This is a genomic window from Sporofaciens sp. St.21A7, assembly GCF_059728535.1.
In genome coordinates this window covers 56824-69392 of record NZ_BAAGFN010000001.1, presented here as the reverse complement: position 1 = coordinate 69392, position 12569 = coordinate 56824, and the positions used below count along the sequence as shown (strand labels likewise).

Annotated in this window: 16 protein-coding genes; 5 read left to right on the top strand and 11 right to left on the bottom strand. The window is 41.1% G+C overall.

The window, feature by feature from the left end; genetic code table 11:
- Positions 1-59 precede the first annotated feature (59 nt).
- From AC6I3O_RS00390 to AC6I3O_RS00380, 3 genes are all read left to right on the top strand, one after another.
- Positions 60-746 (top strand): helix-turn-helix domain-containing protein, encoded by a 687-nt coding sequence (locus AC6I3O_RS00390; RefSeq protein WP_497849286.1) that lies wholly within the window; start codon positions 60-62, stop codon positions 744-746.
- 87 nt (positions 747-833) lie between these two features.
- On the top strand, positions 834-2132 hold the full coding sequence (locus AC6I3O_RS00385; protein ID WP_497849285.1) for a tyrosine-type recombinase/integrase: 1299 nt from the start codon (positions 834-836) through the stop codon (positions 2130-2132).
- 244 nt (positions 2133-2376) lie between these two features.
- The gene (locus tag AC6I3O_RS00380) at positions 2377-2622 is read left to right on the top strand and encodes a TIGR03905 family TSCPD domain-containing protein (protein ID WP_497849284.1); all 246 of its coding nucleotides are present in this window, start codon (positions 2377-2379) and stop codon (positions 2620-2622) included.
- Positions 2623-3026: 404 nt separating this feature from the next.
- Here AC6I3O_RS00380 and AC6I3O_RS00375 read toward each other — a convergent pair whose 3' ends face one another.
- Both AC6I3O_RS00375 and AC6I3O_RS00370 read right to left on the bottom strand, forming a co-directional pair.
- The gene (locus AC6I3O_RS00375) at positions 3027-3503 is read right to left on the bottom strand and encodes a hypothetical protein (protein ID WP_497849283.1); all 477 of its coding nucleotides are present in this window, start codon (positions 3501-3503) and stop codon (positions 3027-3029) included.
- 72 nt (positions 3504-3575) lie between these two features.
- Positions 3576-4478 (bottom strand): DUF4367 domain-containing protein, encoded by a 903-nt coding sequence (locus AC6I3O_RS00370; protein WP_497849282.1) that lies wholly within the window; start codon positions 4476-4478, stop codon positions 3576-3578.
- Between the two features lie 155 nt (positions 4479-4633).
- On the opposite strand from AC6I3O_RS00370, the gene murG reads away from it, so the two are divergent.
- Positions 4634-5701 (top strand): undecaprenyldiphospho-muramoylpentapeptide beta-N-acetylglucosaminyltransferase, encoded by a 1068-nt coding sequence (gene murG, locus AC6I3O_RS00365; RefSeq protein ID WP_497849281.1) that lies wholly within the window; start codon positions 4634-4636, stop codon positions 5699-5701.
- 104 nt (positions 5702-5805) lie between these two features.
- On the opposite strand, the gene AC6I3O_RS00360 is transcribed toward murG, so the two are convergent.
- The gene (locus tag AC6I3O_RS00360; RefSeq protein WP_497849280.1) at positions 5806-6366 is read right to left on the bottom strand and encodes an RNA polymerase sigma factor; all 561 of its coding nucleotides are present in this window, start codon (positions 6364-6366) and stop codon (positions 5806-5808) included.
- 27 nt (positions 6367-6393) lie between these two features.
- A complete protein-coding gene (locus AC6I3O_RS00355) occupies positions 6394-6801 on the bottom strand; it encodes an HIT family protein (RefSeq protein WP_497849279.1) in 408 nt (135 codons plus the stop codon).
- A gap of 85 nt (positions 6802-6886) precedes the next feature.
- Here AC6I3O_RS00355 and AC6I3O_RS00350 point away from each other — a divergent pair, with 85 nt between their 5' ends.
- Positions 6887-7627, top strand: a complete 741-nt coding sequence (locus tag AC6I3O_RS00350) for a sensor histidine kinase (RefSeq protein ID WP_497849278.1) — start codon at positions 6887-6889, stop codon at positions 7625-7627.
- Here the strand turns inward: AC6I3O_RS00350 and AC6I3O_RS00345 are convergent.
- From AC6I3O_RS00345 to AC6I3O_RS00315, 7 genes are all read right to left on the bottom strand, one after another.
- The gene (locus AC6I3O_RS00345) at positions 7580-8194 is read right to left on the bottom strand and encodes a rhomboid family intramembrane serine protease (RefSeq protein WP_497853389.1); all 615 of its coding nucleotides are present in this window, start codon (positions 8192-8194) and stop codon (positions 7580-7582) included. The genes AC6I3O_RS00350 and AC6I3O_RS00345 overlap by 48 nt on opposite strands.
- 233 nt (positions 8195-8427) lie before the next feature.
- Positions 8428-9168 (bottom strand): DUF6382 domain-containing protein, encoded by a 741-nt coding sequence (locus AC6I3O_RS00340; protein ID WP_497849277.1) that lies wholly within the window; start codon positions 9166-9168, stop codon positions 8428-8430.
- Positions 9158-9565: a TadE family protein gene (locus AC6I3O_RS00335; protein WP_497849276.1), complete on the bottom strand. Its 408-nt coding sequence runs from the start codon at positions 9563-9565 to the stop codon at positions 9158-9160. The genes AC6I3O_RS00340 and AC6I3O_RS00335 overlap by 11 nt, the downstream gene beginning before the upstream one ends.
- On the bottom strand, positions 9562-9972 hold the full coding sequence (locus AC6I3O_RS00330) for a prepilin peptidase (RefSeq protein WP_497853388.1): 411 nt from the start codon (positions 9970-9972) through the stop codon (positions 9562-9564). Before AC6I3O_RS00330 ends, AC6I3O_RS00335 begins: the two co-directional genes overlap by 4 nt.
- 14 nt (positions 9973-9986) lie before the next feature.
- A complete protein-coding gene (locus AC6I3O_RS00325; protein ID WP_497849275.1) occupies positions 9987-10793 on the bottom strand; it encodes a TadE/TadG family type IV pilus assembly protein in 807 nt (268 codons plus the stop codon).
- 104 nt (positions 10794-10897) lie between these two features.
- Positions 10898-12298, bottom strand: coding sequence for a DUF5702 domain-containing protein (locus tag AC6I3O_RS00320; protein WP_497849274.1), 1401 nt, complete (start codon positions 12296-12298; stop codon positions 10898-10900).
- Positions 12299-12379: 81 nt separating this feature from the next.
- Positions 12380-12568 carry a Flp1 family type IVb pilin gene (locus tag AC6I3O_RS00315; protein WP_497849273.1) on the bottom strand — a complete coding sequence of 63 codons (189 nt, stop codon included), beginning with the start codon at positions 12566-12568 and terminating at the stop codon, positions 12380-12382.
- Position 12569: the final 1 nt, after the last annotated feature.

The following is a 12569-nucleotide window of genomic DNA, read 5'->3' as shown; positions in this document are numbered from 1 at the left end:
TTTATGGTTGCAAAATAGGTTTCGCTATGCTATACTATCAGCAATAGGAGGTGAAAACCTTGAAAAAAGAAATTGCATTCACCGCAAAACAGGTCGGTGAACGAGTAAAAGAACGCCGAACAGAATTAAACTTAACAATGCCCGAACTTGGTAAGCGTGTCGGAGTAAACAAATCTACCATTCAAAGATATGAAGCGGACGGTGTAGACCCGAAGCGTACAATGATTATCAACGGGCTGGCAGAAGCACTCCTGACCACTCCCGAATGGCTGACAGGACTTTCCGAAGATAAGGAATACGACAGCCGCACTTTATGTGCAAGGGATATGGAAGAACATATCAAAAAATATCTTGATACGGTTTCTTCTGTGGTAAAGGGCGAGCCGCACCAACAACTACTTACCACATTCCTCGGAAAGATGATTGACCTCTATACGGTTATGACTTATCACTTTGCAGACGCTATGGCTGAGGTTGACCGTGTAGCGGAGGACGAGGGCTTAAAGCAGTCCTTACGCCGCTATGCGATTGAGTCAGGGGCGATTATGGAAAGGGTTTACCGTAAAGAAATGGAACTTCCTATCGAGGATATGAAACAGTTTTTAGACGGGATTTTACATATCTACGATGAGGGACGCACCGCTGTAAAGATGGGCGACCTGTTCGGGATAGTGACAGCAGCCGAAGAAAGGGTTGCTGAAAAAGAAAAATTCCGTGGCACTTTGACAAGTGAAAATGCCGATTGACATTCATCGGCATAAGTGACACTATTACTTTACGCACACCATATGTCACAGTCCCGATTGCCACGGATAGAAAGGGGAAATTTATCTATGGCAAAAGGTTCTGTAAGAAAAAAAGGTAAAAAGTGGTACGCACGCTTCTACATCGAAGATGAAAGCGGCAGAAAAGTACAGAAAGAGTTTGTGGGAACAGAAAGCAAGTCTGAAACAGAAGCCCTGCTCAGAAAGGCGATTGCCGATTATGAGGAAAAGAAGTTTGTCGGGAAAGCCGAAAACATCACGGTTGGAGAAATGCTGGATATGTGGGTAGAGGAAGAACTGAAGCCCGGCAGTCTTAGCAACGGTACGGTTATGGCATATATGGCGGCAGTCAAAAAGATTAAGAAATATCCCATTGGCAGCCGAAAACTGAAAACCGTGACCGCCGACCATTTACAGGCGTTTATCGACCTTATGAGTTACGGAGGGGTAAACCCTGACGGTACAACTTCAAAACCGATGAGCAAAGGCTATATGCTGCGATTCTCGGCGGTGCTGCAAAATTCATTTCGTTTTGCTGTATTTCCGAAAAGGCTGATAACCTTTAACCCGATGCAGTATGTGAAACTGCGTGGCAGAAAAGAGGAAACCGATATTTTCTCGGACAGCGAAGAAGATGTTGCCCCTATTCCTACCATTACACACGAGGAATACCAAAAACTGACGGACTTCTTAATTGCAAAGAAACACCCTGCTCTGCTTGCGGTGCAGATAGCCTATTATGCAGGCTTGCGTATCGGAGAGGTCTGTGGTCTGACTTGGCAGGACATCAACCTTGACGAGCAGTATCTAACTGTAAGACGCAGTATGCGGTACAATGGCACAAGGCATAAGCACGAAGTCGGCACAACAAAACGCAGTAAAGTCCGTACCGTTGATTTCTGCGACACATTGGCAGACATCTTACGAAAAGCAAAAACAGAACAGCATAAAAACCGTTTCCGTTATGGCGAACTGTATCATCTGAATTACTGTAAGACGGTCAAAGAAAAAGGTCGTACTTATTATGAGGTTTACAGTCTGCAAAGAACGCAGGAAACGCCCGAAAATGACAGGGAATTATCCTTTGTCTGCTTAAAGGAGGACGGTGCTTTTGTTTCTGCAAGTGCAGTCGGTCAGATTTGCCGCAAGGCAAAGGCAGAGGTTGAAGGATTGGAGGACTTTCATTTCCACACACTCCGCCATACCTACACAAGCAATCTGCTTTCGGGCGGTGCAAAGCCAAAAGATGTGCAGGAACTTCTTGGACACTCTGATGTCAGTACCACAATGAACATCTACGCCCACTCTACCAGAGAAGCAAAGCGAACTTCCGCAAGGCTCTTGGACAGGGTTGTGGGCGAAGCATAAAAATTTCCCTTGTTTCGGCTCATAAGGGCAAAAACAAGGGAAAATACATAAGGTTTGAACATTTGATAGGCGGTAAGCCTTGAAAAATCAAGGGATTTCGGAAAATTGAATTTTTAATTTCAATTAAATTTATCAAAATTTTGCTTGTAACTATAGAAGTTCATTGTATAATATTAGTAAAGTAGATTAGGGTTCTTTTTAGATAAAGAAACATAGAATAAAATGTTAAAGGAGGAAGATGGACATGGAATTTACGCCATCTGGTGTCTGTTCACGGTTAATCAAGGTAGACGTGGACGGGGAGACTATTAAGAATGTTGAGTTTGTTGGAGGATGCGCAGGGAATACCCAGGGTATTGCGAGCCTGGTGGTCGGCATGAATGTACATGACGCGATTTCACGTATGGAGGGGATTACTTGTGGATTCAAGCCTACCTCTTGCCCGGATCAGCTTGCGAAGGCTCTTAGGCAGGCGATTGGGGAGGCCTAATAGACATAGGAGTTTCTTACAGATCACATAACTGAAAAAGGATACGAAGTGTAGCATGACTTCGTATTCTTTCAGGTTGTTTTTGTTCTCTTAATTTTTTTGGCGGGTTGCAGGAAGTACCGTCTACGACGACTTTGACTCGTCTCGTGAGCCTACGGTTTCTCAATGTAAGGTCGAAATTAAATTAATAGTTCCATCGTTTGCGCCGTAGACGGTACTTCCTACAACCCGCCTTGATTTTCCGCTATCTTTAGTTTTTTAGACTAACTCTGTCTTCAGATTGCAAATTTTCAATATTCAATTTTTAATTTTAGTATGTCGCTTTTAATATGTCGCTTTTAGTATGTCGCTTACTATTAGCCCTATTTGTTTTTTTACTCTTATACTTTGGACGAATGGTTCACTTACTCAATATAAACACCATCGGTAAAAGAACTACTCATATCATTACCAGCTGAATGAGTACAACGAACCCTATAATAGTAACCACCTTCTACTTCCAGAGTTCGATTTGAACTTACTCTATCCGAATTTTCATTCTGCTTATACCAACCATCATAATATGTCCATGATGTGTCACCTTCTTGAGCGCGTTCTACAAGAACAGATATTTTAGCGTATCTAACATCATGTTCAGCAATCGTTGTCCCTCCAGCATAGATTTTACCAGGACCTAACCGAACACACTTAGAATAGCCTATCATCAAATCTGCACCTCTTGTTAATGGTGTAGCATAGCCAGTTGATTCTTCATCATGAGTTAAGTATGAGCCATCCAAGATCGGTTCACCTGACGCTGCCTGTGCATTGTTTGCTGATATTAGTAGCATGCCAATTACCAACAAAAATGTGCAACATACAGATAACACCTTTTTTCTCACTCTTACACCTCCAATCCCATTTTAGTCCCTCATATATATAAACACATAACTTTGTAAAAACTGACGCAAATTTTATAAAAAATGCAAGCGATTTACAATTAATTCAAATTCTGATTGTTCTACAATACCTGTTAATAAGTATTTCAATCCCATTTCCTTAAAATCAGCTGACAATCTCACCTCCTCTTTCCCTGCAACCTGGTACTTCTTGATTTCAATCTCTCTTCCTTGTACTTCCATAAAATATTCGTCTATAACCTCATCTGCTACTCCATATCCAAAAGATTCTCTTTTATAAGATGCATTTATAAAAAAGACAAGTTTTCTACCATCATATTCATAATATAATTCTGCTGTTTGCATTACCTCATCTAATTCCATATTTATAAATTTCATATCCTCTGATACTAACACAACTTTTACTGGAACTACTCCAAATTCCTCAGTAATTCTCTGATATGCCTCCTCTTCATCCTCACTTACTAAGATTAAATTGTCATTACTAGAATTAACTTTCTCTACTTCTCTATCTCCCACCATCTGAGTCACCATTTTAATAATCTTCTCTGGTCCGCCCATACTTGTCACTCCCAAAGCCATTGCAAACACGAAAGCCGCGGCAACTCCAAAATACATCCGAATCCTTTTCTTCTTCCGAACAACTTTCCCTTCTCTCTCAGCCCTTGCCTCTTCCTCCATAACCCGCCTGCCTATCTCCAACGCTTTACGGTCTTCTTCAGACATATTGGCATAAAGATTATCTGGCTGTTTTTCCTCCTTTTCTTCCTCCGACGTTTCAACCTCTATCTTATCAAACTCTTCTATCTTACTGCTTATCTTCAAATACAACGCTTCCTTCATTCCAGCCGGAACATGTATATTGTCATCCTCTAAGAGCGTGACTTCCTCCTTCGCAGCCTTCTCAAACTTATCTTTTATCATCTGTTCCAGTAACTCATCATTATTTTTCATCATTATACCTCTCATTAATTGTATGCGACCTTCTATACTAGTATATCCCGAAATCTTATTCTTTCTCTTGACCAAACCGCGTCTAAACGTATAATATAATTATAACAGATATATCAAGCAGACAACGTTCTATGCTTTGTCAAGATTGGGAGGTCATTATGAAACGCATTATCTTAACTGGCGGCGGCACCGCAGGTCATGTAACACCTAATATTGCCCTTTTGCCACGGCTCAAAGAATTACAATATGATATTCACTATATTGGTTCTTACCATGGTATTGAAAAAGAACTTATCGAACAGTTCGGAATTCCTTATCACGGGATATCTTCCGGAAAACTACGCCGGTATTTCAGTATCCAGAATTTTACGGATCCATTTCGCGTAATCAAAGGGTTAGGCGAAGCTAAAAAACTGGTAAAGATACTGAATCCTGACGTTATCTTTTCCAAAGGTGGATTTGTCTCCGTTCCTGTCGTACTGGCAGGTAAGGGGCGTCATGTACCAACAATCATCCATGAATCTGATATGACGCCAGGTCTTGCAAACAAGCTGTCTATCCCTTCTGCAACGAAAGTCTGCTGTAACTTTCCAGAGACTTTATCACATCTTCCAGAAGGAAAGGCAATCCTGACAGGTTCTCCAATCCGGCAGGAATTATTGTCTGGTGACAAATATAAAGCAAAAGAATTCCTGAAATTTACTTCCGACAAACCTGTAATCATGGTTGTTGGCGGTAGTCTTGGCTCTGTGGCAGTCAACGAAGCAGTACGTGGTGTCCTGCCTGAACTTTTGAAGACATTCCAGGTCATCCATCTATGCGGCAAAGGAAAGATTGACGAATCACTCAGAGACATGGAAGGTTATGCCCAATTTGAATACGTCAAAGAAGAATTAAAAGATCTCTTTGCCTTAACAGATATCGTAATCTCCAGAGCCGGAGCTAACGCCATCTGTGAACTGCTTGCCCTCCATAAGCCGAATCTTCTGATTCCGCTTTCCGTCAATGCAAGCCGTGGTGACCAGATTTTGAATGCCCGTTCTTTTGAACGTCAGGGATACAGTGTCGTTCTGGAAGAAGAAGAACTCAGTAAAGAAGAGCTTCTTAATTCCATTCTATCATTATATAAGAATAGAGCTTCTTATATAGATGCCATGAAGAATTCTCCGCAGCAGAATTCTATTGATACAATTATCGACCTGATTGAAACTGCCGTTAATAAATAATATTCCAAACCATTCGTTCCGTATAAGCACATATAAAAGTACATATTGTCGAAAAATGTCGATACTTTAAGTATATAAAACAGGTGTCGGTACCGGCACCTGTTTTACGCTTTGTTCAAGTGAGCATACTCCTCTGCGTAATTTTCACGTATCCATTTCTTTGCCCGATACAATATACTGTGCAGAACATCCAACGTCACTTCCATATTCTCCGCAACTTCTTTTTGCGGCTTTTCTAATACATATGTAATCGTAATAGCTTCATACCACCTTGGGTTCTTCTCGTACAATGCCTCAAATATTCCTTTCTTCAATTCCACAAGTTGTTGATTTTTGATCTTCCTCTCAAAAAATTCTTCCGGATTCACCACTGACTCTGAGAGTAACACCTCAGCTTCACCCTCCATCTCTTCCACCAGACATTCCCTCTTCCGATCTCTTTTCAGATTCAGAGCCATATATTTTGTCGTCAGAAGCAGCCACGCCTTGGCTGCTTCTTTCTCCACATTATCCATATTTGTAAATAACTTCATAAATACGTTCTGTACAATCTCTTCTGCTGAATGGTGATTTCCGGAATATTTTACTGCCGCCTTATATACTCGATCAAAATTTTCCTCGTATATTACATTAAAGTCCGCTTTTGTTATTAACTCAGCTTCCACTTACTTCTCATCCTTTGCATCCTTAAACTATTTTATCTTAGCCAGTAATTCCTCTTTATCCTCATCGGTCAGCTTGCCTATCTTCCATCCTAATCCAACACCGTCATTCTTATACCTTGGAATCATGTGAAGATGGAAATGAAAAACAGTCTGTCCTGCCGCTTCTCCATTATTCTGGACTATATTATAGCCGTCACAGCCAAGAATATCCGTAAGTTTTGTGATCATCTTCTTTGCTAATATCATTACTTTTGCTGCCAATCCATCATCAAGTTCATATAGATTCGCATAATGCTCCTTTGGGATAATTAATGCATGTCCCTTAGAAGCCGGACCGGCATCCAATATTACCCGAAAATCATCGTCCTCATACAAAGTAGCCGTAGGTATATCTCCATTTGCAAGTTTACAGAATATACAATTTTCATCCTTCATATCTATATCATCCTTTCTTAAAAATAATAATTGATTATTTCATCCGCCAATGCTAAACTGTTAATTCAGAAAGGCGGTAGATATTATGTTTTCAGCAACAGATTACGACAAATTACAACAAATTATGGAGGAAAGTTCTGACAAAAAAGAACTTCTCACCAGACTTCTGGAATCTCATCGAATGGAAGTCAGCGCTATCAGCCACGAAATCAGGAATCCTTTGACTCTTGTCTACAGTACACTTCAATTAATTGAAGCACAGCATCCAGAAGTCCTGGATTTCTGTCACTGGGATTCCATGCACCAGGATATTGAATATATGACTCAGCTTTTATCGGAACTCTCTTCCTATAATAATGGAGAGAAGCTGTCCCTTTCTCAAACAAATACCGTAACATTTCTCAAAACCCTCGTTCTGTCGTTTGCTTCTTCAGTTCTGGATACTGATATCGAATTCACATCCAGAATTGCATCTGACCTGCCGCCAATCATGGCTGATACGTTAAAATTGAAACAAACTCTTCTGAACCTCCTGAACAACGCCAAGGATGCTGTCCTTTCATGCCCAGATTCAGAATCTCCCGCTATCCGTCTTGATGCAGAACATATTGGGCAGACACTCCATATAAAAATCTCTGATAATGGTTCAGGAATTGATACCAAAGATGTCCCTACCATCTTTGATCCCTTCGTGACCCATAAAAGAAGCGGAACCGGTCTTGGTCTTGCAATCGCCAGACGGATTATTACTGCTCATAATGGCTCCATCCAAGTAGAATCAATTCTCGGAAAAGGTTCTGTCTTTACCATTGTTCTTCCAATATAGAAGCACACCTGACAGAAATCCTGTTACCAGACCGCCTACATGCGCCAAATTATCCACGCCGCTGCTGGAGAATCCATAATACAGGCTAATTGCTATCATAACCAGGATTCTCCTGCCAGAAATATCCCCAATATGTCCACGGTTACGCATTGCTACATATAATAATGCACCAATGATCCCGAAAATCGCTCCGGACGCACCTGCAGATATAGAATAGTCCATTGTCTGGATATCATACCATGCAGATAGGATGTTACCGCCCAAACCACTCAGAATATAAATCAAAAGGAACTTGATCCCCCCGATCTCAATCTCCAGATTCCATCCAATTAATACAAATGTTACCATGTTATTCATCAGATGTTCAAAACCAAAATGCAGAAACATACTGGTAAAAAGACGATAATACTCTCCATCCTCTAAAACCTTTGGAATGAACATAGCTCCATGTTCTAATAGGAACATTCCATCCTCCGTCATACCTTGCAAAGAAAGCACAAAGAATACGATTACGTTAACTGCCGCCAATACGACAGTACATGGAGCATATATTCTATTTTTATGCAACACACATTCACCTTCTAGTATATGTTTTCATTATTTCTGCATAGTATACCACATTTTTCCTGATATAGTAACCTCTATTACCTACTTTTTCCTTTAATTATTCTACACGAATACGTTTAACTTCTTTGCCGCTGGAACGTCGTTTTTAGCCACGACCCTTCCTTCCTAAATCTGACAAAAATATTGTAACATATCTAAACAACAAAGTCATTATCACTTTTGGTAAAAATCCTTCATGAAAAATCCTCCTCTTCGATATGCAGCCCATCCCAATCTCCCCATCTTGACTTCCTACGCCTGTTCAGAAGTCTTTTTACCGGAGTCCACAAAGTGTCAGATTCTCTAAAAATTGAACTACCAAGCTCCTGTTCTGTAATCCAGTCTCTCTCCTGCATATTCTCTTCCTCTTCTTCTTTGACTTTATCAATGCCCCCGTCCTGATTTTCTGTCACTCCATAATCCTCCTGCGGATTCTGCAAACATTCTGCCACTATCTTCTCCAGACTATAATTTTCATCCATAGTCTTTTTGTGCAAGAGAAAGACCATACGAATACATTCTTGATCCTGATAATCTGCCTGCTTCACAAAATACTCGGTTAATCCGTGAAATTCCTCCCACAACTCCCCCTGTGCCAATGGATAATAGCAAAAAAAATATTTTCCTTCTTCATAGAAGATATATTCTGGTTTCAGTAGAATACAGTGAATATTTAATAAAAATGTTTCTACCTCCTTTAAAGCACTTCTAAAATCTTTAAGAAACGTTTTTATGTCTTCTGCATTTATTTTACTTCTTTCAAACATAGCTCTCATAGAAAGCTTTCCACTGACATCATAATCATAATAACTCTTCTCATTAATCCCTCTTCCACCCATCTTTAATATTCCATTTAGATTATTTGCTTTCAACATTCGGACTTGATAGTCTTCTTTGTAAAAACTCTCTTCCTCAATCGTAATCTTACGTTCCATCTCTGTATCCTAACCTCCATTTCCTAATCCTTCTCTCTGGCTCCGTAATCGCAGCTCTTTTCATAATCGAAACCTTCATATATTTTCTTGACGCTCTTGCAATGACTTCTATCTCTTCTTTTTCCATCTTAACTGATACGTACATATCAACAAACATAATGCATTTACCTTTCGTCCTTTGATAAAAAAGTGTCTCTAATTCTCCATCCTTAATTCCATCTTTTTCTCTCGTCTTTGTGCTTCCCACAACGGCTGTCTCGTATGCGGCGCCAGATAATATGTTCTTGTCATGATAATAAAACGCTGTCAAAATACATCCCATAATTAGAAACAGCACCATAGGCATAAGAAATGACATTTCTACCGTCATACTTCCCTGAACGTGAAACTTTTTCACCCATCTATCCCTCCTGTAAGTATGCTGCACAGATATCCGATTGCCAGAAACGGTACAAATGGAAGCTTATATTTTCTTGACATTTTCTTTATTAATAGGCAAATAACTGCTGCTGCCCCAAGGAATAGAAATGCTGCCGAAAGAGCCTCTAATAACTTCCATATTCCAAGATAAATCCCTAAAATAAATATTGCCCAGCTATCACCATACCCCATTCCTTCTCTGGTAATTCTGCTCACCAGCAAAAATAGCGCTCCAACTGCAATTCCTCCGGATATCACCCAGATATCTCCTTTTCCTACAAAAACCTGATATCCCAAAGCAGCCAAACTTCCCAATACCAGAATAAAAACAGGAATCTGTCTGGAATGTATATCCATAACTGCCAGACAAACCAGTACTCCCATACAAATAATCTGACTTATCGTCCACACCTAGAACACGCCCCTTTTCCAATAACCTCTGACAACGGAACTGCATAGACTGTTCGTTTTAATCCACTGCAAGACAGAGAACTATGGTAACGGTTTCCTGTATCTGTAATATACACTCCGCTTCCACCGTTTCTCATACAATACTCACATGGATAATACTTACCTCCACTTTCATTCCGTAGATTTTCAATACCTTCTGATGGAATCATATGGATGGATAATTCCAGATAAGTACAGTGATAGTCTTTATGATAGACCATTCCCGTCTCTGTAACGTAGACTGTCTCCTCGTCATCTTTGTCAAATCCCGGCTTTTCGTACCCAACCCACGCCTTAATGCGGATTTTTTCCTGATACTTCACAGGCGGTACTCCAAACATCGGAATCGGCAGGCGCACTTCATATGTGACCATCACTTCTCCGATTCCAGTCCGCGGAGAAATCCGTGAACCGCTGCATTTAATCCCTCCACTCCCTCCCACAACAATACTTCTGTCCAGACGCTTTGCACCGACCGCCTCTACAATATCATGTTCCAAATGTGAAGGCATAACCATCGTAACCACATAAGTCTCTTCTGCCGCCCTTTTTCCCGCATACTGCAGGCCGGCACGCATGGCAGTCTGAACCGCCATGATTTCCATCAGGTATATAAGCGCCACTACTGCCAGAAAAAAGATTGGAACAGCCATTGCAGCCTCCACTGTTATACTGGCTTCCTTAAAGGCGGATACAGATACCCTTCCGAACAGATAAGAATTTCTTGAATGTGAGGGGAGTGTTTTATTTTTCATCGTACGAATCCTTCTCCTTTCTACTATATTTTACCTGTCTGTTTTTCAGGGTTAAATTCCGATACCCGGAAGGGCATCTGTATCCGCCTTTATATTGATACCCATCACTGGTAGCCATAATATGTCTTGAACTGATAACGAATTTCCCTTCGTAAGCTGCATACCGAACGGATTTGCATTTTGCTGACACAGAGATCTGCACGGAAATACGTCTGCCCATGAAGTTTCCTCATATTCTGTTCTATCACTCCAAGCCCCCGCAACGCCGCCGTTTCCTTCTTCTCCAAAAATAATAGCATACGGAGATATTCCGAATATCCAAGACCATTCTCATCATCCATCCCTTCACTTCGGTCCTCCTCCGTGCCTAGTGTAAGCAGTTTGGAAAACTGCAGCTGCCAGCTCTCCTTTGACTTTACCAACGGCACTCGATTCCCATTCAGCAAAGACCGTACATCCATAATGGATTCTCCGTAAGCCCATGCCATCAAGATTCCCTGAGCTGCCGCCTCCGTAATTGCAGGAACTGCAAGAAGCGTACACAGCGCCATTGCCGCTGTCTCGGCTTCCGCCCTCATTTCACTGTCCGTCTGGATATACGCATAATTCGGGACAAATCTGAACAGAACTATTTTTCTGGCTACGGATTCCAGATTCTCTTTATCACTGTCTTTTCCTGCCAGAACATACTCTAATTCATAGTCCAGAAATCCCGTATGTTCCTCATCCGTAAACTTTGTAAAATGCTCCAACAGATACTCTCCGAACAGCACGGCGGATATATTCCCAGACTCTGCCGAAACATCTGAAAAATCGCCATATCCTCGGTTCCGTTCTCTGGCGTCAAGCATTTCCCTGCTCTCCACACGTTTTTCCGACACAGTCTGGTCTCTCGGCATTACCAATGTCAATATAGGAGACTTCTTCAACTGCCCTACATGTGCAATGGGGTTATCTTCCTGAGGAAGTTCAGCTTCATTTTCTTCCAACAGTCCATCCATGTATTCCTGCCAATCGCCTTCTTCCTTTACATAATCCTCAGCCCTTTCCTCCTGCTGCCCCCATAAAGAAGTCATCCCCAACAGCTCCTTCATGGCTTCCAGTCCATACTTATGCTCTATGTATGCCGAAATCTGCTCCAAAAACCCGCTGCAGCCATTATCTGTTAAAAACCGGATTCTCTCCACCTCATGCTCCTGTCTGCCTCCGGCATAATAATCCAGACGTTCTGTTATATTCTGCTCCGTATACTGTCCTGTTTCATAACTGCCATCCAGAGCAAAAATATCATATTCTTCCAACAACTCCTTCTGATATTCTGCAAATACACATTCCATCGCCCGGTTTGTATCCGCCCTTCGGTAATTTTTTGCAAGCTGTATAGAGGCACTTTCCATAATTCCACTAATAAATGTAATCAATAGTATAAAAACCAAACTCAAATATGCCGTTACTTCTCCACCGCATCTTGCCTCATCCCAAACATTCCCCCTATATTCTTCCATCGAATTTTATAATCCTTCCAAAATATCCCGACTTCACATCCCTATCAATTATATCCCAGTTGTCACCGCATCCTTACAATCTTAAATACCTGAACTCTCACTTACAATCTTCTGGAAAATATTCTGTACCAGGCTTGTAAGCTGGGACTTGAATATAATAACCAACCCAATCAATACCACCAGAATCAATATCACCTCTACTACGCCGATTCCGTCTTCTTCTCTTAATTTCTCTCTCACTCGTGATAAAATATACCCTATTCTCCACATA